Below are 25,144 nucleotides of genomic sequence, written 5' to 3'. Positions count from 1 at the left end.
AAAATGGAAGATAGATTTTTTCCTGTTTATAAAAGGTTTAAGCCCGTCTTTGTAAGGGGTGAAGGTGTTTGGCTTTTTGATAGCAACGGAAATAAGTATCTGGATTTAAGTAGTGGTATTGGAGTTAATGCTTTAGGACATGCCCATCCTCATATAGTTGAAAAGGTCAAAAATCAGATAGAAAAATTAGCTCATGTATCAAATCTATTTTATAATTTACCGCAGTTTGAACTTTTAGAAAGACTTGCCTCCCTTACAAAAAGGGAGGCATTTTTTTTATCTAATAGTGGTGCTGAGGCTGTTGAGGCAAGTATTAAATTGGCTCGTAAGTTTTTTCAGGGTAAAAAGTGGAAGATTATAAGTACGCAAAATTCTTTTCATGGTAGAACATATGGTGCTTTATCCGCTACTGGACAAAAGAAATATCATGAGGGTTTTGAACCTTTAGTACCTGGATTTACTTATGTCCCTTTTAATAATATAGAGGTATTAGAGGAAACTATAGATGAAGAAACATGTGCTATTATATTGGAACCTATACAAGGTGAGGGCGGTGTTTATCCAGCTGACAAGGAATATCTTAAAAGGATAAGAGAGATAACTAAGGAAAAAGGAATTCTTCTTATCCTTGATGAGATTCAGACTGGAATTGGAAGGACAGGATATTTTCTAGCTGAGGAGTTTTATGAGATACAAGCGGATATAATTCTTCTTGCAAAAGCTTTAGGGGGAGGACTTCCATTAGGGGCTGTTTGTACCACTAAAGATATAGCAAGTGCTATGACTTCTGGCAGTCATGGAACTACTATGGGAGGAAATTTAGTTGCTTGTTCTGCTGGAATTGCAGTACTGGATACTATTGGCAATGAGAAATTTTTAAGGGGGGTTAGGGAGAAGGGTTCCTATCTTCAAGGAAAACTTCTGGAGTTAAGAAATGAAACTCCATTGATAGTAGATATAAGAGGTAGGGGATTAATGTGGGGAATAGAGTTAAAGATTAAAGTAAGAGATATTTTAGAGGAATTAATTGAGAAAGGTGTGGTAGCCTTATCCGCAGGTGAAAATGTACTAAGACTACTGCCTCCTCTTATCATAGAAAAAGAAGAAATAGATTATGGCATTTCAAAAATAAGAGAAGTTTTATTAAAGAGGAGTGAAAACTTATGAGCAAAGAGGCGATTCTTGTTTTAGAAACAGGCCATAGTTTTATTGGAGAAAGTTTTGGACATAAAGGAGAAACAATAGGTGAGATAGTTTTTAACACCAGCATGGTAGGATATCCCCAAGTACTTACTGATCCATCATATGCCAATCAAATAATAGTCTTTTCCTATCCTTTAATAGGAAATTATGGGATAGATTCTGAAAGATTAGAAAGTAATAAGATTCATTGTGTAGGTGTTGTTGCAAGAGAATTTAATGATTATAAATTTCATTGGAATAGTGATAAATCCTTAGAGGAATTTTTGATAGAAAATAGGATAATTGGTATCCACAAAATAGATACAAGGGCTATAGTTCGTGAAATAAGGAAATTTGGCACTATGAAAGCTATTATTTCCACCGAAGAGAAAGACCCCTTTGTGTTAGTTAAAAAGCTTGGAGTTTATGATTTTAATTATTTAGATCTTGTAAGAAGGGTTACTACTACAATTCCTTACGAAATAAATGAGGACGGGAATAAGAAAATTGCCCTGATAGATTTTGGAGTAAAAAGAGGAATAATAAGAGAGCTTCTAAAGTATAATTTAAGAATAAAAGTTTTTCCAGCATGGGCATCCTTTGAAGATATTAAAAGCTATAATCCAGATGGAATAGTTCTTTCAAATGGCCCTGGAGATCCTTCCAATGTTCCATATGTACAAGAGACTATAAGGAGAATATTAAAACTGGAAAGACCGATTCTTGGTATATGCCTTGGAATTCAACTTCTTTCATTAAGTGTGGGGGCTCGAACCTATAAATTAAAATTTGGACATAGAGGAGCTAATCATCCTGTTTATCATGTGGACTCTGGAAGGACTTTTATAACTTCTCAGAATCATAGTTATGCTGTTGATGATAGAACTCTACCACCAGGTTTTGAAGTAAATTACTATAATCTTAATGATAATACGGTGGAAGGAATAAAGCATGATTCCTATCCTTTAATAGCTGTACAGTTCCATCCTGAGGCATCTCCTGGTCCATGGGATACAAAATATATTTTTGATGATTTTTACAATCTAATTTCATAGAGAGGTGAAAGAGATTGTCTAAAAAGTATAAAAAAGTACTTGTGATTGGTTCAGGACCAATAGTTATTGGTCAAGCTGCAGAATTTGATTATTCAGGTACTCAAGCTTGTAGAGCTTTAAAAGAAGAAGGGATCGAAGTAGTACTTATAAATTCTAATCCCGCAACAATCATGACAGATTGGGAAATGGCAGATAGGATCTATATAGAACCTATTACTGCTGAAGTGGTAGAAAGAATTATTGAAAAAGAAAGACCAGATGGTATAATTGCTACTCTTGGTGGACAAACAGGCTTGAATTTAGCAATGGAACTTGCATCTAAAGGGATTATTGAGAAATATGGAATTCCTCTTTTAGGGTGCTCGTTAGAATCTATAAGTATGGCAGAGGATAGAGAACTTTTTAGAAAGAGGATGGAAGAGATTGGTGAACCTGTTTTACCAAGTATTGTTGTAAGATCTATGGATGAAGGAAGAAAAACTTTAGAGCTTATTGGCCTTCCTTTAGTGATAAGGCCAGCTTATACCTTAGGAGGTACTGGTGGGGGAATAGTAGAAACAGAGGAAGAATTTGAAAAAGCGTTATTGAGAAGTTTAAAGTTGAGCCCTGTAAGTCAAGCCCTTCTTGAAAAAAGTGTGGTAGGTTGGAAAGAAATAGAATTTGAAGTAATGAGAGATAGAAAAGGAAATGTAATAACAGTATGTAGTATGGAAAATGTTGATCCTATGGGAATTCATACTGGTGATAGTATTGTTGTAGCACCTACTCAGACTCTTAATGATATAGAATATCAAATGCTTAGGAGTGCTTCTTTGAAAATTATAACAGCTTTGAAGATTGAAGGTGGATGCAATATTCAATTTGCTTTAAATCCATATAAAAGGGAATACTTTGTGATTGAGGTTAACCCAAGAGTAAGCAGATCATCAGCATTGGCTTCAAAAGCTACAGGTTTTCCAATAGCCAGAATTACAGCTAAGATTGCTATTGGAAAAACCTTGGATGAAATAAAAAATCCGGTAACTGGAGAGACTTACGCAGCTTTTGAACCTACATTAGATTATGTGGTAGTTAAGATTCCAAAATGGGGATTTGAAAAATTTAAAGTTAAGAATAGGAAACTTGGAACACAAATGCAAGCTACTGGTGAGGTCATGGCTCTTGGTAGAACTTTTGAAGAGGCTTTACTTAAAGCTTTGAGGTCCTTAGAAGTTGAAGCGGGATTATTTGATAGAAGATTTTCTTATATGTCAGATGAAGAGATAAGAAATGGATTGAAAAATGCGGATGATAGAAGATTATTCCTTATAGCTGAAGGATTTATGAGAGGTTATTCCATAGAAGAAGTTTATGATCTAACTAAAATTGATAAATTTTTCTTAACAAAAATTTATAACCTTATAGAAATATCCAAAATATATAAAGATAAATCTCTTAATGAAATTTCACCTGAAGAGTTAAAGAGTCTGAAAAAGATTGGATTTGGAGATTATGATTTGTCATGTTTCCTTAAGTCTACAAAAGAAGATATTTTCGCCTATAGAAGACTTCATAAAATCTTTCCAGTATATAAGATCGTAGATACCTGTGCTGCCGAATTTTCTGCTAATACTCCCTATTACTACTCCACATATGAAGATGAGAACGAAGCTCAGAAAAATCCACAAAGGTCAGTAGTGGTCATAGGTAGTGGACCTATAAGGATAGGACAGGGAATAGAATTTGACTATTGTACAGTCCATGCAGTTAAGGCAATAAAAGAAGAGGGACTTGTTTCTATAATGATTAACAATAATCCTGAGACGTTAAGTACAGATTTTGATATGTCTGATAGACTTTATTTTGAACCTCTTACAAGTGAAGATGTGACTAATATTATGGAACAGGAAGAACCTCTCGGATTTATCTCCCAATTTGGAGGACAGACAGCTATAAACTTATCTAAGAATCTGGAAAAAAGAGGGTTTTATCTACTTGGTACTTCTCAAAAGAGTATTGATTTGGCAGAAGATAGAGAAAAATTTGATAGATTTTTAAGGATGAATAAAATACCACGACCTAAAGGATTTTATATAAGAAGCTTAGAAGAGGCAAAAGAGGTAATAAAAGAGATTGGTTTTCCTGTATTATTGAGGCCTTCATATGTTTTGGGGGGTAGGGCAATGATAATTGTAAAAGATATGGAAACTTTGGAAAGTTATTTTAAAAGAAGGGATATAATTCTTCCCTTATGGATGGATCAGTTTATTGTTGGTAAGGAAGCAGAGGTTGACATACTCTGTGATGGCAAGGAGGTTTTTATTCCGGGAGTTATGGAGCATATTGAGAGGGCAGGAATTCATTCTGGAGATAGTACCGCTGTTTTTCCACCTTATTCTCTATCAAATGAAATCATAGATACTATAGTGGATTACTCTACTAAAATAGCTTTAGGACTTGAAGTTAAAGGACTTTTAAATATTCAATATGTGATCTCTGATAAGACAAACGAAGTATATGTTTTAGAAGCAAATCCAAGAGCATCAAGGACTGTACCCTATTTAAGTAAAGCATTAAAACTTCCTTTAGTTAAATATGCAACTAAAATTGCTTTAGGATACACCATAAGAGAGCTTGGCTTAAAACCTGGCCTTTATCCGAAACCAAATTATTATGCTATTAAGGCTCCTGTATTTTCCTTTACCAAGATTAAGGGTGCTGAAGTAGAACTTGGCCCCGAAATGAGATCTACAGGTGAAGTTATGGGAATAGATTATGAATGGGCTAAAGCTCTTTATAAGGCTCTTTATGCCAGTGGTATTAGAATTCCAATAAATGGAGGGAAAATATTTGTAACCTCTGTTTTCTCAGCCCCATGGGAAAAACTAATTTTAAAGGGTTATAAACTTTATTCTCTTGAAGATAAAGAAGGATTTATAAAAGTGAATTTCAAGGATGATGAAATGTCTACCCTTGCATCTTACGAATTCGACCTTGTTATTGCTATAGACGATAAGGATAAAGGTTGGAGAAGAGCTTGTTATGATATTGGGTTGCCATGTATTGTTACAGAGGATATGTTTAATGCAGTTATAAAAATGCTTGATGAATTTGGAGATTTGGATGTAGATTATAGAGCTGTTCAAGATTTTTATAAGGAGGAAGTATGGCTCTCTGGGGAAGCCGTTGGAGAAAATCATTAGATAAAGCTGTGGAAGAATTTACTTATTCTTTGGATTTTGACAAAAGGCTATTTAAAGTTGATTTAATTGGTACTTTAGCCCATGTATTAATGCTTAATAAAATTGGTCTAATAACAAATTGGGAGATAAAAGTTTTAGTAGAGGAAATTAAAAATCTTTATGAATTGTTAAAAGATGATATTGATAATATAAAGGATAGTGAAGATATTCATACGTATGTAGAAGAAAATCTAACTCAAAAAATCGGTGATATAGCCAAGAAGATACACTCTGGAAGGAGTAGAAATGATCAAGTTGCGTTAGATTTGAGGCTTTACTTAAGAGAAGAAGCATATGAACTTTCTCAGTTGATCTTGAAAATTAGAGAAAATCTTTTATATATAGCGGAGAAATATATAGATTTTCCTATACCTGGTTATACTCATCTACAAGAAGCACAGCCAGTCTCTATAGGGCACTATTTTTTGGCTTATGATTCAATGTTTGCAAGAGACTTAGAAAGATTGGGTGAACTTTATAAAAGATTGGATGTAATGCCTCTTGGTTCTGGAGCTTTAGCAGGAAGTAATCTACCACTTGATAGATATTATGTAGCAGAAATTTTAGGGTTCTCAGAAGTATCAGATAATAGTATGGATTCGGTGGCTGATAGGGATTTTGTAGCCGATTTTATATATTTTTCATCTCTTGTTTTTACTCACCTATCTAAGCTTTCTGAAGAGATTGTTATATGGTCTACACAAGAATTTTCTTTTATTAGACTTCCAGAAGAATACTCCACAGGTAGTAGTATGATGCCTCACAAAAGAAATCCTGATGTAGCTGAACTTACCCGTGGAAAAACAGGGAAGGTTATAGGTAACCTTGTGAATATTCTAACTATTTTGAAGGCTTTACCCTTAAGTTATAATAGAGATCTCCAGGAAGATAAACCTGCAGTTTTTTTAGTGATAGACGAATTAAAATTGGCATTAAAAGTATGGAGTAATTTTATACTGAATTTAGAATTTAATATGGATAGAATAGAAAAGATTTTAAGAAATGATTTTCTCTATGCAACTGATATAGCAGAATATTTAGTCTTAAAAGGGATGCCCTTTAGGGATGCTCATAAAACGGTGGGAGAAGTAGTAAAGTATTGTGAAGATAATTCGAAGAGTTTTAAGGAACTTAGTATAGATGAATGGAAAAATTTTTCTCCCCTTTTTGACGAAGAAATTTTTAAATTATTAAATCCAGAAGAAAGTATCAAATCTAAGAAAACATGGGGAAGTCCTAATCCATCATTAAATAGAGAGGTAATAAAAAAGAAAAGACAGTCTATAGAAGATCAAAAATTAAAATGGGAGCTTATAAAAGATAAACTGCCAACTATAGACAAGATTATCGAAAGAATTATTTTGTAAGATCCTTAATAGGTACAAGATCTTCATATTTATAAAGTATACTCATGGCTTCGTTCATAGCATCAATATTTGATTCAATGACTCCTGCTAATGGGTTTAAACCTCCTATAATTACTAAACCTGTAGATCCTTGAGTTACTGGAATACCAAATAGCTCTTGGTTAGGTTTTCCCAAATAGATTTTACCTTTTATTCCAAGGTCTCTTATTTCTTCTATAACTTTCTCAGTCTCATCCCTTGCTGTGTTTGGGAGTTCTCTAAATGTTGCGAGTACTTTACCTTCTCCATTTTTAACCACGGATAATATAGATGTCATTCTACTTTTAATAAATACTTCTAAAGGATCTAAAGTAGAACCATTATAATTTATGGCTTCTAAAAATCTAACTGGCTCATGATTTTTAACTTCTAATACTCCACCAAATTTAGCATCTAAAGGAATGCCTCTTTTTAATAAAATTCCATGTATTGTTACACTGCATACTGTACCAACAATTACCTTTTTTTCTGGAACAATTATACCAGGGGTAATTTCTTCTTCCTCTTTGTCAAAGATGATTGTTTTGTCGCTTACTCCATATCCTTTTTTAAGGATCTCTTTTATTATTTGAAGGGATTTTTTGAGGTCTTTTTTATTGATTATAGATAAGTTTAAAATTACATTGCCTTTTCCACTTTTATCTAAGGTTACTTGATAAGCTAAATTTAGAATTTTACTAATAATAAATCCTAACTTATCTGCAACTAAAGCTTTTTTGATTTCTTCTCTACCTTTATCTGTTATGATTCTTCCTTTTTTACCATCTACTTTGGTTAAGCCCCTTTCGTCCATTATCTTTAGGTGATACCTAACTGCTCTTTCGGATAGTTCTATACCTTTTTCTACCAATTTTTTTGATATAGTGTTAGCTCCTACAGGTTCTGTATAGTTATTTAATATTTCAAGAATTGCAACTAATTTTCTTTCTATATCTTTATTCATCTCTTATCTTTAATGGATATATGGTGAGGGAGGAAAGAGTAAATCCCAATCTTCATCTTGATTTAGCCAACCTTCTTGCATAAGAAACTTTTTTGTGGCTAAAGCAAGAAATTGAGCAAGTAGAAAATAATCATCATCTATATTCCCATCAAGCTCATCTTTCAATCTTTCAGAGAGTTCTAAACGATCTACATAACTCTCTAAGGCTGTATAGTAAAAAGTTATCAATTTTTCTTCCCAATCAAAGTTTTTTTTAGGATTCTTATTCAATATTAATCCTCCCTAAAATTAGTCTTTTTTAAGATTTATCTGTACAGAGGGATCTTCTAATACCCATCTTAGTAAAACAATCATCTTTTGAGCTGTTTCTCTTCTTATATATTCAGGCCCAAAGTTATCTAATAATTTAGAGTGCTTGTAGTTACTTAGTTCTTGAATTAGCTGTTTTATTTCTTCTGGCTTTCTCATAATCTTTTCAACCTCCTATACAATATTTCTTTTAGTATTTCTCGGATAGTTTAGCATAGATTAATGTATTAAGCAAGTTATGTTAGAATTTGAGTAGTAAAAAAAGAAAGGGGGAAAGATTTTATGGAATTAGTATGGTCAACAAGTAATATTTGGAATTTATCCTTAGAAGAGGTTTTGTTATTAGGAAAAGATTTTTCAAAATATGTAATATTAGATATGGGAAAAATTAGAGGTTTTTTGAAAGAAAAGAGCATTGATAATTTGAAAAATTTGTTTCATGAATATGATTTAAAAACACTTATGATTATTCATGATGAAAAGGTGGGAGAGAAATTTGATGAGGAAAAGATTAAAGAGATTTTAGTTTTGTCTCATCGTTTAAACATACCTTATTTTTTTATTAATTCAGATATAAAACCTGAAAATCTTAGTTTTATTGTTGCCATGGAAGTTTTTAAAAGGAATTTGGAAAGATTGAGGAGATAGTTGATATTCCATTAGTGATTAAAAATAACTTTTATGGAATTGTAAACACATTTGGAAAAGCATATAAATTGGCAAGAAGCTTAGATAATGTTTTCTTGTATTTTGATATATTTCATTATTATTTGTCTGGTGAAGAGCTTGATGTTTTTATGGATAAAGATCTATCTTTAATCAAGTTTGTTGTATTGAAAGATGCAGAGAATGTTCCGAGATATTATTTAAGAGAGCATCAACAACTCTTTCCTGGAGATGGGGTTATCCCTATTACTCAGATTTTTAGTTATCTAAGGGAAGGGGGTTTTGATGGATATGTGGTACCAGAGATAAGAAGACCTGAATATGATAAAATGCAACCAAAAGATTTTGTGAATATTTTATTTGAAAAGTCTAAAAACATATTGAGTAATATTTAATTTTTATGTAAAAAATTTTCTCCATACAATCTATTGACTAAATATCTTTTTCTATGTTATTATTTGTAATGTAGTATTTAACGATAATTTTTGTTTATGAAGAAAAATTTCTTCTGAGGTGTTAAAAATGGAAAATAATGTTTTGGAAAAAATAAAGGAGAAAAAACATTTATTTAGAGAGTCAGAGGAAAAAGTTGCTAATTATATATTGACTCGTTGGCAAGAAGTTTTGCACCTTCCAATTACAGAATTAGCTGAAAGAATTGGGGTTAGCGAGGCTACTATAGTAAGAATGTGTAAAAAAATGGGTTTTAGAGGTTTCCAGGAATTAAAAATAGCGTTGGCTATGGATAAGATTCAACCTATAAAAACAGTACATCAGGCTGTTCAGGAAGGGGATGATTTGGAAACAATTTTAAAGAAGATTTTTTCAGCAAATATAAGAGCCATGGAAGCTACTTTGAATGTATTATCTGTGAATGAACTTGAAAGGGCTATTGATGCTCTTTGTAATGCAAGGCAAATTCAAATATATGGGGTTGGTGGCTCTGGTCCTGTTGCCCTTGATGCTCAGCACAAGTTCATGAAAACAGGTATTCCTACAGTAGCCTATATAGATAGTCATATGATGGCTATGTCTGCTAGTATTTTAGAACCTCAGGATGTTGCTATTGGAATATCAGCATCTGGTAGTAGTAAAGATATAGTGGAAGCACTGGCATTAGCAAAAGAAAGAGGTGCCACAACTATAGGGATTACACACTATGCTAAAACCCCTATGGATAGAGTTTTAGATATTAAACTATCTGTATCCTCTGAAGAGACTTTCTATAGAACTGAAAGTACTTCAGCTAGGATTGCTCAACTTTCAATAATAGATACTCTTTATATTGGTGTTGCTCTAAAAAGATTAGATAAGACTATAGAAAACTTGAGGCTTACTCGAGAGGCAATAGTTCCTAAGAGATTTTAAAAGAAGGGAGCGAGGCGTTTGGGATTTAAAGTACTTATTACTCCGAGAAGCTTTGAACATATAAAAGATAAGTTTTGGGGGTTGTTAAAAGATGCAGAGATAGAAGTTGTCATGAATCCCTATGGTAGGGTTATTAAAGAAGATGAAATGGTAGAACTTGTTAGAGATATGGATGGAATTATTGTTGGTATAGATCCAATAACAAAAAAAGTAATTGATAATGCAAGAAAATTAAAGGTCATTTCAAAATATGGGGTTGGTGTTGATAATATAGATTTAGAGGCAGCAAAAGAGAGAAATATTGTTGTTACAAATACTCCCAATGCTAATAGTAATGCAGTGGCAGAGTTAACTGTAGGTTTAATTATCTCTGTATTAAGAAACATTCCCCTTTCTGATAGGAGGGTAAGGGAAAAGAAATGGGATAGATTCATAGGTTATGAATTATATGGAAAAACCCTTGGAGTAATAGGTACAGGAAGTATAGGAAAAAGGGTTATAAAGTTATTAAGAGGCTTTGATTTAAATATCCTTTGTTACGATAAGTTTCCAGACTATGAATGGGCAGAGAAAGAAAATGTTAAATATGTAGATTTCAACGAGTTATTAAAGAGGTCAGATATTATAACTATTCACATTCCATTAACAGAAGAAACAAGACATTTAATTTCTGAGAGAGAACTATCATTGATGAAGAAAACAGCAATAATAATAAACACATCGAGAGGTGGAATAATAAACGAAGAAGATCTCTACAAATTTCTAAAAGAAGAGAAAATATATGGAGCTGGATTAGATGTACTTGAAGATGAACCCCCTAAAAACTCACCTCTTATTGAACTTAACAATTTAGTAATTACATCTCATATTGGAGCTCATACACAGGAGTCAATAGAAAACATGGCATTTATAGCAGTTGATAACCTTATTTCAGTTCTGAAGGGTAAAGAACCTAAATTTAGGGTTTGCTAAATTATGAGAATTGGGGGTGGGAATGGAAGTATAAAACTGTTGGGATGCTTAAGATTTTTAAAGATCTCAGTTTTTAAGTAAGAAATGTTACAGGGAGGTAGGTAAAAAATGAAAAAGTTTCTAACGTTATTTACTTTAGTTTTATTGATTTTAGTGGTACCACTTTTTGCTCAAGCCCCCAAATATGTTTTAAAGTTTAATCATGTGCTTTCTCCTCTTGATCCATATCATGAAGGATTCTTAAAATGGGCAAAGGCAGTAGAAGAGAGAACAAAGGGTGGTTTAAAGATAGAAGTATATCATAGTGCTCAACTTGGAGTAGAAGAGGATATATTAGAGCAGATTAGACAAGGAGCTAATGTAGGTCAAAATACTGATGCTGCAAGAATGGCTATGTATTTACCAGAAATTGGAGTTATGAATTGTCCATATTTTGTAGATTCTGTGGATGAGGTAGCAAAACTCAAGAAAATGCCAACAGTACATAATTGGTTGAAGACTCTGGAAGAAAAGTATGGCTTTAAGGTACTATCTTTTACTTGGGTACAAGGCTTCAGGCATTTTATGACAAATAAGCCTATTAGGAAGCCTGAAGATCTCAAAGGCTTAAGAATTAGGACTCCTGGTACTCCTGTTTGGCAAGAATCTATTCGTGCTCTTGGAGCAACTCCTGTTGCACTTGCTTTTGGTGATGTATATCCTGCTCTTCAACAGAAGGCTATCGATGGAGTAGAATTGGTTTATAATAATATACCTGGAATGAGACTTTATGAGGTTTTGAAGTATGTTAATGAAACAAGACATATTCTCCTTATAAATTTTGAGGTAGTAAGCGCAAAATGGTTTAGAAGTTTACCTCCTACGTATCAAAAGATTCTTGAAGAAGAATGCGATAAAGCAGGATTGGAAACTACAAAAGTGGTATTCCAGAAGGAAGAGGACGTAAAGAGATTAATTCAAGAAAAAGGAATGATTGTAGTTCCTATGAAAGATATTGATCTTGATGCCTTTAAAAAGGCTGGAGAAAAGGCATATGAAGTATTGAAAGTTAAGGAAGTAAAAGAAAGAATCTGGAAAGAGTTGAGAAAGAAGTAATAGTATAAATCAAAGTTAATATATGGGGAGCCTTTATAGGCTCCCCATAAGTTTGTTTAATAAAGGGGGAAGATTAAATGAGGAAGGTATATGAAATTTTTGGAAAAGTAGAAGAATTTATTTCAGGAGTTTTTTTAGTAGCTATAGTTACACTGGTATTTATTGGTGGAGTGGCAAGGTTTCTTCATAATCCTATTTATTGGGCAAATCCTCTTGCAAGTTTTCTATTTGCGTGGGCTGCTATATTAGCAATGGATACTGCTTATAGACAGGATAAACTTATGAATGTAGATTTTTTGGTGAAAAGATTTTCAAAGAGAGTTCAAGGTTATATAAGAATATTTAACTATTTAGTGATTTCTGGTTTTTTAATATACCTAATTATATTTGGTGTTAGACTGTCTTTTATACAGAGATATAGGACTTTTGAAGGGATGTATGGTTTTAGTTATATGTGGGCTACTTTAAGTATTCCTTGTGGGGCTATTTTCCTTTTAATAACCACTTTAGTAAAGATTATTGATGAAATAAAAGGTTTACAAAATAGGAGGAATTAAACATGCTATTAGTTATCATATTTTTCTTTCTATTTATGCTTCTTGGTATGCCGGTAGTTTTTGCCATAGCTATTTCAGGATTTTTATTTTTTCTACAACATCCTGAAATTCCAATTACTACTCCAATTCAACAACCTCTTTCTCAAACTATAAATTTTGCACTTCTTGCGATTCCCTTATTCATAACAGCAGGAAATATGATGAATAAAACAGGCATAACTAAGAGATTAATAGATCTATCCGTGATTTTAGTAGGACACCTGAGAGGTGGTCTTGCCCAGGTAACTTGTGTCCTTTCTGCTTTAATGGGTGGTGTATCCGGTTCTGCCATAGCTGATGCTGCTATGGAAGCTCGCATGCTTGGTCCTGAGATGATAAGAAGGGGCCTTCCTAAGGGATATGCAGCAGGAGTATTAGTTTATTCTTCATTAGAAGTGCCAACAATTCCGCCCAGTATTGGATTAGTACTTTTTGGAACTATTGCTCAGGTTTCAATAGGTAGACTTTTTGCAGGGGGAATAGTACCAGGTCTTTTAATAATGGTATATCTTATGATAACAGTCGCAATTACAGCTAAAATTAGAAATTTTGCTCCTTTAAGGGAAAAGAGACCTTCTGCTAAGGAAGTAGCCACAGGTTTTCTAAAGAGTATATGGGCAATTCTTTTCCCTATCATATTACTTGTTGGACTTAGAGGGGGATTTTTTACTCCTTCTGAGATAGGAGCTCTTTGTGTAGTATATGCGGTATTGGTTGGACTTTTGGCTTATAGAGAACTTAATTTTAATAATTTCGTAGAAGCCTTGAAAAGTTCTGTTACTGATATAGGAGCTACCATGTCCTTAATTGCTTTTTCAAGTATTTTTTCTTATGGTATAGTATGGGAAAGAATCCCAGAATTAATATCAAACTTTATTTTAGGGATAACTAATAATCCTTTTGTGTTCCTTCTTATTTTAATTGTAATTCTTCTTATAGCTGGATCTTTTATTGATGCTACAGTTCTCATCTTGATGTTAACTTCCATATTTTTCCCAATAGCAATAAAGCTTGGAATTGATCCAATACATTTTGGTCTTATATTTGTAATTGCTTGTGCTGTTGGTAATTTTACACCCCCAGTAGGAGCAGCTATGTATGCTGTATGTACCATATTAGATGTCTCCTTAGAAGAATATTTAAAAGAATCGTGGCCATTTCTTGTAGCTATTGTTATTGCGATTATTACTATAATTTTATATCCAGATTTAGTACTGTTTATTCCTAACTTAATATTTGGAAAATAGGAGGGATATATTATGAATTTTAAAGATAAGGTTGTTCTTATTACAGGTGCAGGTTCTGGTATTGGAAGAAAGACTGCCATTATGTTTGCTGAAAGAGGGGCAAAAGTCGCTGTAAATGATATATCTGAGGATAGAGGAGAGGAAACAGTAAAAATTATTAAAGATCAAGGGGGAGAAGCTATTTTTATTTTAGGGGATGTATCATCGCCAAAGGATGCCCAAAGGATTATTAAAGAGGTAGTAAATACATTCGGGAAAATTGATATTTTAGTTAACAATGCTGGAATAGTAGTTTATGGAAAGGTGGAAGATACCTCAGAAGAAGATTTTGATAAAACTATGCTTGTAAACGTTAAAGGACCATTTTTCTTATCCAAATATGCTGTGATGGAAATGAAAAAACAAGGTGGAGGAGTTATTGTCAATATTTCTTCAGAGGTTGCTCTAAGGGCAATTCCAGAAAGGTGTGCCTACAGTGTTTCTAAAAGTGCAATTCTTGCTCTTACAAAATCACTTGCGATTGATTATGCAAGAGATAATATTAGGGTAAATGCGGTATGTCCTGGAACAACTTTTACTCAAGGACTTGCCGAAAGATTACAGAAATTGCCAAATGCTGATGAGGTTCTTAAACAAATGTCTGAAAGAAGACCGATAGGAAGACTTGGAAAGGAGGAAGAGATTGCTTTTGCAATACTTTTTGCTGCTTGTGAGGAAGCAGGGTATATGACTGGAAGTATAATTTCTATTGATGGTGGTTTTACTGCTTAAAGGGGGAGATCCTAGGATCTCCTCCTTAATTTTTAAAGATTTTTTGAAATAGATCTCTTAATTTTTCACTCTTTTGAAATCATAAAGATACATCCATAGTATTGAAAATTTTTTGCATTTTTGTTTAAAATGAGTTATAATCATTTCCTGAAAACCATACTAAAATGATAGGAATAAAGGAGGTAATATTGATGGATAAAAGGGAAATTAGAGATGGGATATACTATGTGGGGGCTCAGGATTGGAATAGAACCCTATTTGATGCCCTGATCCCATTACCAGATGGTACAAGTTATAATGCTTATTTGATCATAGGAGGTGAAAAGATAGCGTTAATTGATACTGTAGATCCAACAAAAAAAGATGTCCTTTTTGAATATTTAAAGGATGTAGATCATATAGATTATGTTATATCTCAACATGCTGAGCAAGACCATTCTGGAAGTATTCCTTTTGTATTGGAAAGATATCCATCAGCAAAAGTAGTAACAAATCCAAAAGGTAAAGAGCTACTTATGAGTCATTTACATATACCTGAAGACAAATTTATTACTGTAAATGACGGTGAAACATTATCCTTAGGAAATAAGACATTAAAATTTATTTATGCTCCTTGGGTTCATTGGCCAGAAACTTTTGTATCTTACCTTTTAGAAGATAAAATTCTTTTTACATGTGATTTATTTGGTTCTCATTTGGCCACATCAGATCTTTTTGTGGAGGATGAAGGTTTAGTGTATGAGGCTGCAAAAAGATATTATGCAGAGATTATGATGCCTTTTAGAAATATAATTCAGAAAAATTTAGAAAAGATTAAAGATCTTAATATAGATATTATAGCTCCAAGTCACGGTCCAGTTTATAAAAACCCATCCTTTATAATAGATGCTTATAAAGATTGGATAAGCGATAACCCAAAGAATTTGGTTGTGGTTCCATATATTTCTATGCATGATAGTACAAAGATTATGGTAGATTATTTTGTAGATAGATTAATTGAAAAAGGAATAAAAGTACAAATTTTTGACCTTACTGTAGCAGATATTGGAAAGATCGCTATGTCTTTAGTTGATACAGCTACTTTAGTTATAGGTACTCCTACAGTGCTTGCTGGACCTCATCCTAAGGTATTGTATGTAACCTATCTTGCTAATATTTTAAAGCCAAAGGTAAAGTTTGCCACCGTGATTGGTTCTTACGGATGGGGTGGTAGGACTCTTGACATCATAAAGAGTAACTTAACAAATCTTAGTGTAGAATTAATAGATCCAGTTTTAGTAAAAGGATTTCTTAAATTAGAAGATTTTAGATTACTTGATGAGCTTGCTCAAAAGATTTATAACAAACATAAAGAAATAGGAGTATTATAGAAAGGGAGAGGACTATTTCTCTCCCTCTCTTTTAATTATCTCCTCATTCATACTTCCTGTCCTATATCCTTCTAAATCTAAGGTTATATATTTGTAACCAAGGCTTTTCAATTCTTTTATAATTTTATCCTTTAAACTTAATATTAAATCAAAGTCTTTTTCTTCAATTTCTATTCTTGCCACATTATTATGATCTCTTACTCTTATTTGTTTGATTCCTAAATTTCTTATAAATTCTTCTGATAATTCAATCCTTTTCAGTCTTTCTTTTTCTATCTTCTCTCCATATGGTATTCGGGTAGCAAGACAAGCAAGAGATGGTTTATCATAGGTTGGTAAGCCAAACATTTGGGAAAGTTTTCTTATTTCATCTTTTGTTAACCCTACTTCTAAGAGAGGACTTCTAATTCCCAGTTCTTTTATAGCCAATCTTCCAGGTCTATAATCCTTAAGATCATCTGCATTACTTCCTTCTATTATATGCTCTATATTGTTTTCTTTGGATATTTCTAATATTTTTTTGAAGTTTATTTTTTTACATATATAACATCTTTCTGGAGAATTATTTATGAACTCTGGATTTTGAAGAATACTTTCATCTTCTACAATTATGTGTTTAACTCCTAATGTTTCTGCTAATTTTTTAGCCTCTTCTATCTCCTTTTTAGGAAATAATGGAGAAACTAAGGTTACTGCTAATACATTATCTTTTAATACCTCTTTTGATACCTTTAGAAGAAAGGTGCTATCTACTCCACCAGAATATGCAACTGTAACTTCACCTAATTCTTTTAACAGAGACCTTAATTTTTCTAATTTTTCTTCCATATTGTATCCTCCTTAGGTGTTTTTCCTTAAACAGTATACTAAAAAGGTACAAATTGTGGAATAAAATATTAAAAATAAAAACTTGAAATATATGATATAATTTAAAAAATATATAGTTGTTAAAAAGGCAAGCATGATAAAGCGTTTTGGTGTTTCTATTGAAAAAGATTTATTAAAAGCCTTTGACAAGATTATTGAGGAAAAGGGCTATAATAGCAGATCAGAGGCAATAAGAGATATTATAAGGGATTATATAGTAAGAGAGAAATGGAATGTAAAGAAAGAGAAGGTAGTAGGAAGCATAAGCTTGGTATATGAGCACGATGTATATGGTTTGGCAGATAAACTTACTGATATCCAACATCATTATCATGATGTGATAATTTCTACGTTGCACGTACATTTTGATGAGAAAAATTGTTTAGAAGTGATATTAGTAAGAGGAAGAGTAGAGAAGATTAAAAAGCTATATGATGAGCTTTCTTCATTAAAGTGGGTAAGACATACCAATATTTCAATAACTGATATTATTTAAATTTTTTTGTTTTTATGGTAACATTTTTTTTAAAATTAATGTTACGGAGGTGACTAAATAATGCATATACCTGATGGATATTTGGGACCTCAAACATATGGTAGTATGTTTGCTGTTATGGTATCTTTATGGGCAAAGGCTTATTCTTCTATGAAGAAAAAAGTAAAGGAAGAAACTATTCCCTTAATTGCTATAGGGGCATCTTTTTCTTTCGTTATAATGATGTTTAATATTCCTATTCCTGGTGGTACTACAGGACATGCTGTAGGAAGTGTTCTCCTTTCAGTACTTTTTGGACCTTGGACAGCTCTTATACTTACCTCTATTGTGCTTATAATACAGGCTTTAATCTTTGGAGATGGGGGTATCACAGCAATTGGAGCTAACTGTTTTAATATGGCTTTTGCTATGCCTTTTGTTGGATACTTTATTTATAGGTTGATAAGAGGTAAAACTCCTATATCTTCTAAAAGATCTCTTATAGGTGCAGGAGTAGGATCTTATATAGGTCTAAATATAGCTGCATTATTAACAGCTTTAGAACTTGGAATTCAGCCAATTATATCTAAGGATTCTCAAGGATTACCTTTATACTGTCCTTATCCTTTAAAAGTTACAATTCCTGCTATGATGATAGAGCATTTATTATTGTTTGGAATAGTAGAAGCTGTAGTTACTGTTTTAGTACTATATTATCTTGTTAAGACTGGTACTATAAAGGAGGAAAGTTATCATGTATAAAACGAAAAAGCTATTTATTGGTATTTTCATACTTGTTCTTCTTTCTCCTTTAGGTATTTTATTACCTTACTTTTTTAGAGCTGGATCTGCTTGGGGGGAGTGGGGACCTGATGAACTTAAGGAAATGATTGGGTATGTTCCAAAGGATCTTGAAAGACTTTCTTCTTTTTGGAATCCTGTCTTTCCGGATTATAATCTTAAAAGTTGGATTGAAAAGGGACTTTTTTATGAGATCTTAGGATATTTAATTACTGGGTTGATAGGTACTGCTATTGTAATTATTGTAACATATCTTATAATCATAGTTAATAAGAAAATACAGAAATAAATGAGTAATTATGTTGATAAAACTATATTAGAACTAAGTAGATTCTTAGAGGACACTCTAATTTTTAAAAAGTTAGAGTGTCCTTATTTTTGTAAGAAAATTTCAGAGAAAGTAAGATTTTTTTCTGTCATAATGTCCATTATATTTATTACCCTTTTTAAAAGTCTGTATTTGCTTTTATTCTCTAATATTTTGATATTAATCTTAATTCTTTTTGTCCGGATAGATCTGAGGAATTTTTGTAAAAGGGTGCTATCCTTTGGATTATTATTTTCTTTTATAATTATTCTTCCATATATTTTCTTTAATCCTATAACTTTTTCTTTAGGTTTCTATAAGGAAGGATTGGAAGTAGCTTTAAGATTCTTTCTAAGAATATTAGCATCTATTTCTCTGATACAATTCTTATTATTTACTAGTTCTTGGGTTGAGATTATAAAAGGTTTAAGGAGTCTTTTTGTACCATCACTTATAATATATATTATTGCCATGACTTATCGATATATCTTTTTGCTGGTTACTTTGGCTTTAGAAATGTTTTTGGCTAAGAAAAGTAGAATGATAAATTATGAATTAAGAAGAGAATACGCTTGGATTGGTGGTAGTATGTCTCTTTTATTTCTAAAATCTCAGGAACTTATGAAAGAAGTTTCTCAAGGAATGACCTCAAGAGGTATAAGTAAGAGATTTAAAATCCCTATGAATAATGGATTAAAAAAGGAGGATTATATTTTTGTGAGTATATTGATTTTATTTTGGGGAGTTTTGTTATGCATGGACCAATTTTTAAGTTAGAAAATGTAAGTTATTACTATACAAAAGAAAAAAAAGCCTTAAATTCTATAAGTTTAGAAATAAAAAAACAAGAAAAAGTAGCAATTTTAGGACCTAATGGTGCTGGAAAAACTACCCTTTTGAAAGTATTGGATGCTCTTTTATTTCCTCAGGAAGGTAAATTTTATTTTTGTGGAGAAGAGGTAGATGAAGATCGTTTTGAGGATCCAGAGTTTAACTATAAATTTAGAAAATCAGTAGTACTTCTTTTTCAAAACATAGATGCCCAATTATTTTTACCCACTGTGAGGGAGGAACTTTCCTTTGGACTTATACAACTGGGATTTCAGGAAGCAGAGATAGAAAGGAAAATATCACAAATTTCGGATTTGTTTCGTATATCCCATCTTTTAGAACGTTCTCCCTTTCAATTAAGTGAAGGAGAAAAGAAGAAGGTTGCTTTAGCGTCTCTTTTGATCATTGATCCAGAGATTATTTTATTAGATGAGCCTACGAATGGACTTGATCCAAGAAGTGTAAGAGAATTTATAGAAATAATTGAGGAACTTCAACATAATGGTAAAACTGTTATTACTGCTACTCATGATTTAAATACTGCCATTAAAATTGCAGATAAGTTTTATGTGATGGGAGAGGAGAAAAATATATTAAGAGTGGGAAATTATGAGGATATCTTTTTAGATGAGGATTTTCTTAGATTTGCTAATTTGATATAGATCCTATTTTATAAAAACATAATTGTGATATAATTTTTTTCTATGAAAATAAAAGATTTCTTTACAACTTATTTTGTAGAGGATGTAGAGCTTAAAAGAAGCTTAAATTTAGTAATTCTTGGAGTATGCTTTGGTATAGTATTTTTTAACGTAACAACAGGAGCTCCTATTGCTGGTTTTGCAAAGGAACTTGGTTTTGGAGATCTACTTTATGGTTTTATGTTGGCTATGCCAGTTTTAGGTGGGGCTATACAACTCTTTGCATCTTATGTTTTAGAAAGAACAAAAAAGAGAAAGATAATCTTTTTTTTAGGCGGCTTTATTCAGAGAATACCTTGGCTTTTTATTCCTATATTACCCTTCTTTATATCTGACAAAAATCTTTTGTTTTCTTTAATTGTTTTTCTTTTAGCAATTACTGCTGTTGGAGGGGCATTTATTAACGTAAGTTTTATGTCCTGGATGGGAGACTTGGTTCCTATTGAGATAAGGGGAAGATTCTTTAGTCATAGGAGTATGCTTGCAACCTTTGTTTCTTTTATTAGTGGGCTTAGTATTGGATGGTTTTTAGATAGGGTCCATGGATTGATAGGTTTTGCCATAGTTTTTATTTTTGCTACTATTTTAGGGCTTTTGGATATTTGTTGCTTTTTCTGGGTATATGATCCCCCTATGAAAAAATCTGATTTTTCTCAAGTCAATTTTAGAAAGATGATGAAAAGTGTTATTAAAGATTCAAGGTTTTCCAATTTTCTCTTATTTGCCGTTTTTTGGAATATAGCATTAAATATCTCTGCTCCATATTTTAACATATACATGATTAAATATCTCAAGATGAGTTATTTTGAAATAGCTCTTTATGTTCAGATTGTAAGTAATGTAATAACTATTCTTTCAGTCAGAATGTTGGGAAGATTAATTGATAGGTTTGGAAATAAACCGGTTCTTATTATAAGCACATTAATTGTAAGCTTCTTGCCCTATATATGGTGTTTTACAACACCGAATAATTGGCTCTTTTTTGTAATATTAGTTCAAATATTTGCAGGTACTTTTTGGCCAGGAATTGATTTAACTTTTAATAATCTGGCTCTTTATCTTTCTCCTAATGAAAATAGGTCTTTTTATATTGCTGTTTTAAACTTTTTTGTAGGAATAGTTAATGCCTTATCTTTTATTTTGGGAGGATATATTATAGAATATGTGGCTCCACCAATAGTAGCCTTTATTAATAATGTTACGGGATTATACCTTGTGGAATATCATTTAATATTTATATTGTCAGGAGTTTTAAGATTTATGTTTTCAAGAATATTTTTACCAAGGATACATGAGGAAAGGTCTAAGCCTGTAGAAGAGCTTAAAAACCATATTGTAAAAAAGATTAAGAATAAGATTGGGGTGTTCTAAAACACATTAGTCCCAAATTATGATAAAATCAAAAATTAAGAATAGATGAAGAGAAATGATAAGGTCAAAGTATTCTTCTTGTAAAATGCTTCAATTAGTAAAAGAACTTTTGAGGGAAAACACAATTTTAACTTCAAAAAAGATAGGCAGACCTAAGTCTTATGATGATGTGTTTATCATTTCTCTCTGGCTATTTCAAACTTTGCATAAGTTTTCCTATAGAGAGATTTTAGAATATGTCTCTCTTGAAGGGTATTCTGTTCCAGCTTTAGGTACCTATCATTATAGGGTTCAAAAACTTCCGAAGGAGGTTTTACAAGAGTTAATTGAGAAGGTTGGGGAGATGTTTTTTCGGAGAGATGGAAGAAGATGGAAAGGTTTAGTAGTAGATGGGACACTGGATTTGGTTATCGAGAGAAATATGTTTTAGGATGGCTTCGTGGGATAGTTGCAAAGGAAGTTGCCTCACATGTTAGGGCTGTTTTATTAGTTGGGATAGATGAGAAGAAAAGGATAATTCTTTTGTGTTGTGAGGTAGTTTTTGCATATGCTTCTGAGGTTGAGATGTTGCGTAGACTTCTTGGTAGGGTTGATAAACTTTTGGGGTTACCTTTTATTGGAAACAAGGGATTTAATGCTGTAGACATATTGGAGAGGGTGAGGGGGCTTGGGTGTTAGTTGGCAGTTAAGATGAAAGAGACTTGGAGGGTTGGGATAAAACATCCATTGAGGAAAGAATCCAAGGTTGGGGGGAGAGATAGGGAAAGGAAATGAGATATTTAATAGAGGGGGTTTTTGGTAACATAAAACTTAAACTAGGGTCAAAGTTTGCACTTATAAGAGAAGATTTAGCCTTGAAGAGAGCTTTAGCGGTATTTGCCCTTTATGCCCTTAACCTTATTTTTTTTCAATTTGTTATATTGCCTTTTTTTAAAATAATTGATAAAGACTTAAACAATTTTCTTATGAAAATTTATTGAATTTTATAATTTTCGAACATCCCAGTTTTTATTTGAATTTAGATGTTATGCTATAATTTAATTGAGGTGATAAATATGAGCATCACTGAGGATTTCATAAAAAAGATAGCCAATAATTTAGGTATTAATTCTGAAGATGTTACTAAGGAAAGTATAAGAGCTTTCTTAAGAGAAAAAAGAAGGAAGATAAAGATAGATATATTAGAGATTCTTGATAGGTATAAAGTATCCTCTTCAATAGAACTTAAGAAAAAGATCTCTAAAGGGTAAGTTTCAGAACATCCTACATGGGAAGGCTTAATTCTTTTAGAAAATCTTGAGGAGACTCTTAAAATAATTGAAGAAGACCTCAAGAGCATACCTTAACTTGTTAAATATCGCATTAAATGAGTGTGGTTCAATCATTGAATATGGAGAGATAATATATACTCAGAGTCAAGAGCCATGGAAATTGCGTCTGTACTTTTATGATGGAAGTTTTTTAGATATTTTTTTTCAAAATTAGGTAAATATTCATACCATTGGGAGAGAAGATTTATTGATAAATCTATATATAGACACGATAACGCTCCTCATAAAAATTGGGAGAAAGTAAAGACTTTCCCAAAACGTTTCTTTATCCTCAATCTATAAAAATTTGATACTAACAACAATCCAAAATTTATTAAACTGATTATCCTTTTCTCTAATTCTTCCAGAAGCCCTCTTGCTTTTCTTCTTTTCTCCTCCATCTTCGTTAAAAGATACACTTTGTCTCTTCCATCTTCATACTTTTTCTGTAGAGTTCCTAGCTCAGCATATTCGCTGGCAGGTTTGAAACATAAGCATAGAAATCTTCTTCCTCTTCATCTGAAATATATCCTCTCACAAAAACATTAGCTATTACTTTGTGTACTAAAACATTTTCATAAACTCCAGCTCCTAATTTCCGTAAAGGTTTTCCATTTACATATACATTCCTATTTAACCTTATGATAAAATACGTCAACTCTGGATATGTAAACTCTCTATCAAATACAAAGACTGTTCCCTTGAGAAGAACAGGAAGGAGCAAAGATATGGCTTTTATGATTAAATCTACTTCGCCTTTCCATTTTAGCTTAGAAAAAGAATCAAATCTAACTGGAACAAGAAGGATAGGTAAAGCTCTACCTCCTATAGGAAGAAAACAAAAGAGTAGGGAGATTTTACTCTATTTATGATTAAATGAGCTAAACTTATTTGGACATCAATAAAATTCCATTTATGGTTATGAAGAAATCTTCTAATTCTATTAACTAAAGCTTACTTCTTCTTTACTCTTTTTTGATAGAGGTAAATCTGGTAAAATATACATAGAAAATCGTCTATAAATTCTACCACAAGGAGGCATCCTTTTTTAAATACTGATTACAGATAGGTATTTTTTTTCATTGTATCAATTGCAAAAGTAGATGGGGTAGCTATATTTTCTACCAAATGTCTTTATGCTGAAATTTTCATTGGAGTTATGTTATTTATAGTTTTCCAGATTTCTAAATTTATTTTTTCACTCTTTTTATATTCATATATGTTAAAAGCTGGTTCACCACATACATCAATTCCCAAGATTTTTCCCCTTTGGAATAATAAAAATAATGATAGAAGTTGATCTAAAGATAAATTACCTTGATCCCAACTTGTATTTATATAAGAATTGTCTAAAATATCTTTATCTATAGATATGTAAACAGGTAAATCCTTTATAAGATTTTCTATCTTATTATAATCAAATTTAATTATACATATTTTACCTTCTAATTTTTCATAAGAACTTATAAGAATTATCTTTTTTAAAGTTTTAATTTTTATTGCCTCCAATAGCCAAGAACCACAACTTATATAACCCTCAAAAGTTTTCTTTATGTCTATATGATGGTCAACAACTAAGAGAGCAAAAAGTATATCTATCTTTCTTAAAGAAAGATAAGTTAGGTAATGGTAATCTCCTTTTCCTAGAAAATTTATTTTCCTTTCTATTTTTGGTATTCTTTTTTCTATCTTTTCTAAATTTTCAAAGGAACACATATATTTTGTTCCAGAGATATCTCTTAGATCTATCTCAATTCCTATACTTCTTAAATTTTCTTGAAAGAAATAAGTATCATCAAAATGAAATATTAATGTAAAAAAAATAGATTTTTCATATATATTAATTATCAGAATAAATTCTTTTGTGAGCAAAAAAGAAACCAAGAACAATCTTTACAGAAATTTTCAAAGTTTGATCTTGTTATCATCTTAAAAATTATCTTTTTTATATCAGAATAATTATATTTTTTATTTATAATCAAATTAAGATGATTTATTATTTCCTTATCTTTATTTTCTATTTCCTTCGGATATCTTTCCCTTAAACATCTATCATCTTTTAAATATGGACATATATTACAAATACTATCTTTTTCAACAACTAATAAAAATTTATATCCCTCGTCTAATTTTTCTTTTATTAATTTCATGTTTTCTATGAATTCTTCAGAATATCCTTTACCTTCAAAATGTAATAGACAGAGCAAATGATGTCCTCTTATTTTTATATCTTTATTATTCATATTTTTCTTCCTCTACTATATAATTTTATATTATATT

The 25,144-nt window shown here is 31.7% G+C and carries 32 protein-coding genes; 24 read left to right on the top strand and 8 right to left on the bottom strand.

Annotation, left to right across the window (positions count from 1 at the left end; all coding sequences use genetic code 11):
• Positions 1-3: 3 nt before the first annotated feature.
• Genes ACY3JM_RS09500 through argH form a run of 4 tightly spaced genes read left to right on the top strand, consistent with a single transcriptional unit; the run spans position 4 to position 6,825 of the window.
• A complete protein-coding gene (locus ACY3JM_RS09500) occupies positions 4-1,167 on the top strand; it encodes an aspartate aminotransferase family protein (RefSeq protein WP_463082712.1) in 1,164 nt (387 codons plus the stop codon).
• Entirely contained in the window at positions 1,164-2,237 is a 1,074-nt protein-coding gene (carA, locus tag ACY3JM_RS09495) for a glutamine-hydrolyzing carbamoyl-phosphate synthase small subunit (RefSeq protein ID WP_463082711.1), read from the top strand. Before ACY3JM_RS09500 ends, carA begins: the two co-directional genes overlap by 4 nt.
• 14 nt (positions 2,238-2,251) lie before the next feature.
• Positions 2,252-5,419 carry a carbamoyl-phosphate synthase (glutamine-hydrolyzing) large subunit gene (gene carB / locus ACY3JM_RS09490; RefSeq protein ID WP_463111354.1) on the top strand — a complete coding sequence of 1,056 codons (3,168 nt, stop codon included), beginning with the start codon at positions 2,252-2,254 and terminating at the stop codon, positions 5,417-5,419.
• Positions 5,383-6,825 carry an argininosuccinate lyase gene (gene argH / locus ACY3JM_RS09485; protein WP_463111353.1) on the top strand — a complete coding sequence of 481 codons (1,443 nt, stop codon included), beginning with the start codon at positions 5,383-5,385 and terminating at the stop codon, positions 6,823-6,825. The genes carB and argH overlap by 37 nt, the downstream gene beginning before the upstream one ends.
• Here the strand turns inward: argH and ACY3JM_RS09480 are convergent.
• From ACY3JM_RS09480 to ACY3JM_RS09470, 3 genes are read right to left on the bottom strand one after another with little or no spacing between them, the layout of a single operon-like run.
• A complete protein-coding gene (locus ACY3JM_RS09480) occupies positions 6,815-7,807 on the bottom strand; it encodes a DUF128 domain-containing protein (RefSeq protein WP_463082708.1) in 993 nt (330 codons plus the stop codon). The genes argH and ACY3JM_RS09480 overlap by 11 nt on opposite strands.
• A 9-nt stretch (positions 7,808-7,816) precedes the next feature.
• Complete coding sequence (locus tag ACY3JM_RS09475) at positions 7,817-8,077, bottom strand: hypothetical protein (RefSeq protein ID WP_463082707.1); 261 nt, start codon at positions 8,075-8,077, stop codon at positions 7,817-7,819.
• Between the two features lie 18 nt (positions 8,078-8,095).
• Entirely contained in the window at positions 8,096-8,275 is a 180-nt protein-coding gene (locus ACY3JM_RS09470) for a hypothetical protein (protein ID WP_463082706.1), read from the bottom strand.
• Positions 8,276-8,398: 123 nt separating this feature from the next.
• On the opposite strand from ACY3JM_RS09470, the gene ACY3JM_RS09465 reads away from it, so the two are divergent.
• The 9 genes from ACY3JM_RS09465 to ACY3JM_RS09425 all read left to right on the top strand — a co-directional run bounded on the left by ACY3JM_RS09465 (position 8,399) and on the right by ACY3JM_RS09425 (position 16,201).
• Positions 8,399-8,764: a hypothetical protein gene (locus ACY3JM_RS09465; protein ID WP_463111352.1), complete on the top strand. Its 366-nt coding sequence runs from the start codon at positions 8,399-8,401 to the stop codon at positions 8,762-8,764.
• Between the two features lie 14 nt (positions 8,765-8,778).
• Positions 8,779-9,177: a sugar phosphate isomerase/epimerase family protein gene (locus ACY3JM_RS09460; protein WP_463111351.1), complete on the top strand. Its 399-nt coding sequence runs from the start codon at positions 8,779-8,781 to the stop codon at positions 9,175-9,177.
• Between the two features lie 127 nt (positions 9,178-9,304).
• Positions 9,305-10,150, top strand: a complete 846-nt coding sequence (locus ACY3JM_RS09455) for a MurR/RpiR family transcriptional regulator (RefSeq protein ID WP_463082704.1) — start codon at positions 9,305-9,307, stop codon at positions 10,148-10,150.
• Positions 10,151-10,168: 18 nt separating this feature from the next.
• Complete coding sequence (locus ACY3JM_RS09450) at positions 10,169-11,122, top strand: phosphoglycerate dehydrogenase (protein ID WP_463111350.1); 954 nt, start codon at positions 10,169-10,171, stop codon at positions 11,120-11,122.
• Between the two features lie 108 nt (positions 11,123-11,230).
• Complete coding sequence (locus ACY3JM_RS09445; RefSeq protein ID WP_463082702.1) at positions 11,231-12,217, top strand: C4-dicarboxylate TRAP transporter substrate-binding protein; 987 nt, start codon at positions 11,231-11,233, stop codon at positions 12,215-12,217.
• A 77-nt stretch (positions 12,218-12,294) separates the two neighbouring features.
• The gene (locus tag ACY3JM_RS09440) at positions 12,295-12,774 is read left to right on the top strand and encodes a TRAP transporter small permease (RefSeq protein WP_463111349.1); all 480 of its coding nucleotides are present in this window, start codon (positions 12,295-12,297) and stop codon (positions 12,772-12,774) included.
• 2 nt (positions 12,775-12,776) lie between these two features.
• Positions 12,777-14,060, top strand: a complete 1,284-nt coding sequence (locus tag ACY3JM_RS09435; RefSeq protein ID WP_463082700.1) for a TRAP transporter large permease — start codon at positions 12,777-12,779, stop codon at positions 14,058-14,060.
• Between the two features lie 12 nt (positions 14,061-14,072).
• Complete coding sequence (locus ACY3JM_RS09430) at positions 14,073-14,831, top strand: SDR family NAD(P)-dependent oxidoreductase (RefSeq protein WP_463082699.1); 759 nt, start codon at positions 14,073-14,075, stop codon at positions 14,829-14,831.
• A gap of 191 nt (positions 14,832-15,022) precedes the next feature.
• The gene (locus ACY3JM_RS09425; RefSeq protein WP_463111348.1) at positions 15,023-16,201 is read left to right on the top strand and encodes an FprA family A-type flavoprotein; all 1,179 of its coding nucleotides are present in this window, start codon (positions 15,023-15,025) and stop codon (positions 16,199-16,201) included.
• A gap of 12 nt (positions 16,202-16,213) precedes the next feature.
• On the opposite strand, the gene larE is transcribed toward ACY3JM_RS09425, so the two are convergent.
• On the bottom strand, positions 16,214-17,029 hold the full coding sequence (gene larE / locus ACY3JM_RS09420; RefSeq protein ID WP_463082697.1) for an ATP-dependent sacrificial sulfur transferase LarE: 816 nt from the start codon (positions 17,027-17,029) through the stop codon (positions 16,214-16,216).
• A gap of 133 nt (positions 17,030-17,162) precedes the next feature.
• On the opposite strand from larE, the gene nikR reads away from it, so the two are divergent.
• The 10 genes from nikR (at position 17,163) to ACY3JM_RS09370 (ending at position 23,039) form a co-directional block, all read left to right on the top strand.
• Positions 17,163-17,564 (top strand): nickel-responsive transcriptional regulator NikR, encoded by a 402-nt coding sequence (gene nikR, locus ACY3JM_RS09415; RefSeq protein ID WP_463082696.1) that lies wholly within the window; start codon positions 17,163-17,165, stop codon positions 17,562-17,564.
• A 60-nt stretch (positions 17,565-17,624) separates the two neighbouring features.
• Positions 17,625-18,305, top strand: a complete 681-nt coding sequence (cbiM, locus tag ACY3JM_RS09410) for a cobalt transporter CbiM (protein ID WP_463111347.1) — start codon at positions 17,625-17,627, stop codon at positions 18,303-18,305.
• On the top strand, positions 18,298-18,633 hold the full coding sequence (locus ACY3JM_RS09405) for a PDGLE domain-containing protein (RefSeq protein ID WP_463082694.1): 336 nt from the start codon (positions 18,298-18,300) through the stop codon (positions 18,631-18,633). Before cbiM ends, ACY3JM_RS09405 begins: the two co-directional genes overlap by 8 nt.
• Positions 18,634-19,428 (top strand): cobalt ECF transporter T component CbiQ, encoded by a 795-nt coding sequence (cbiQ, locus tag ACY3JM_RS09400; RefSeq protein WP_463111346.1) that lies wholly within the window; start codon positions 18,634-18,636, stop codon positions 19,426-19,428. It begins immediately after the preceding gene.
• Positions 19,404-20,144, top strand: coding sequence for an energy-coupling factor ABC transporter ATP-binding protein (locus ACY3JM_RS09395; RefSeq protein ID WP_463111345.1), 741 nt, complete (start codon positions 19,404-19,406; stop codon positions 20,142-20,144). Before cbiQ ends, ACY3JM_RS09395 begins: the two co-directional genes overlap by 25 nt.
• A 42-nt stretch (positions 20,145-20,186) precedes the next feature.
• The gene (locus ACY3JM_RS09390; protein WP_463082691.1) at positions 20,187-21,554 is read left to right on the top strand and encodes an MFS transporter; all 1,368 of its coding nucleotides are present in this window, start codon (positions 20,187-20,189) and stop codon (positions 21,552-21,554) included.
• A 55-nt stretch (positions 21,555-21,609) separates the two neighbouring features.
• Positions 21,610-21,984 carry a hypothetical protein gene (locus tag ACY3JM_RS09385; protein ID WP_463111344.1) on the top strand — a complete coding sequence of 125 codons (375 nt, stop codon included), beginning with the start codon at positions 21,610-21,612 and terminating at the stop codon, positions 21,982-21,984.
• Positions 21,924-22,232 (top strand): hypothetical protein, encoded by a 309-nt coding sequence (locus ACY3JM_RS09380; RefSeq protein WP_463082689.1) that lies wholly within the window; start codon positions 21,924-21,926, stop codon positions 22,230-22,232. The genes ACY3JM_RS09385 and ACY3JM_RS09380 overlap by 61 nt, the downstream gene beginning before the upstream one ends.
• Positions 22,233-22,609: 377 nt before the next feature.
• Positions 22,610-22,804 (top strand): hypothetical protein, encoded by a 195-nt coding sequence (locus ACY3JM_RS09375; RefSeq protein ID WP_463082688.1) that lies wholly within the window; start codon positions 22,610-22,612, stop codon positions 22,802-22,804.
• Between the two features lie 67 nt (positions 22,805-22,871).
• The gene (locus ACY3JM_RS09370; protein WP_463111343.1) at positions 22,872-23,039 is read left to right on the top strand and encodes a hypothetical protein; all 168 of its coding nucleotides are present in this window, start codon (positions 22,872-22,874) and stop codon (positions 23,037-23,039) included.
• 67 nt (positions 23,040-23,106) lie between these two features.
• Here ACY3JM_RS09370 and ACY3JM_RS09365 read toward each other — a convergent pair whose 3' ends face one another.
• Both ACY3JM_RS09365 and ACY3JM_RS09360 read right to left on the bottom strand, forming a co-directional pair.
• Entirely contained in the window at positions 23,107-23,265 is a 159-nt protein-coding gene (locus ACY3JM_RS09365; RefSeq protein ID WP_463111342.1) for a hypothetical protein, read from the bottom strand.
• Between the two features lie 56 nt (positions 23,266-23,321).
• Entirely contained in the window at positions 23,322-23,588 is a 267-nt protein-coding gene (locus ACY3JM_RS09360) for a hypothetical protein (RefSeq protein ID WP_463111341.1), read from the bottom strand.
• 4 nt (positions 23,589-23,592) lie between these two features.
• On the opposite strand from ACY3JM_RS09360, the gene ACY3JM_RS09355 reads away from it, so the two are divergent.
• The gene (locus ACY3JM_RS09355) at positions 23,593-23,736 is read left to right on the top strand and encodes a hypothetical protein (protein WP_463082686.1); all 144 of its coding nucleotides are present in this window, start codon (positions 23,593-23,595) and stop codon (positions 23,734-23,736) included.
• Between the two features lie 262 nt (positions 23,737-23,998).
• On the opposite strand, the gene ACY3JM_RS09350 is transcribed toward ACY3JM_RS09355, so the two are convergent.
• The gene (locus tag ACY3JM_RS09350; protein ID WP_463111340.1) at positions 23,999-24,736 is read right to left on the bottom strand and encodes a hypothetical protein; all 738 of its coding nucleotides are present in this window, start codon (positions 24,734-24,736) and stop codon (positions 23,999-24,001) included.
• Positions 24,712-25,107: a DUF1284 domain-containing protein gene (locus ACY3JM_RS09345; RefSeq protein ID WP_463082684.1), complete on the bottom strand. Its 396-nt coding sequence runs from the start codon at positions 25,105-25,107 to the stop codon at positions 24,712-24,714. The genes ACY3JM_RS09350 and ACY3JM_RS09345 overlap by 25 nt, the downstream gene beginning before the upstream one ends.
• Positions 25,108-25,144 lie beyond the last annotated feature (37 nt).

The organism is Dictyoglomus sp. SSW (genome assembly GCF_055181335.1).
This window is presented reverse-complemented; position numbering and strand designations above follow the sequence as displayed.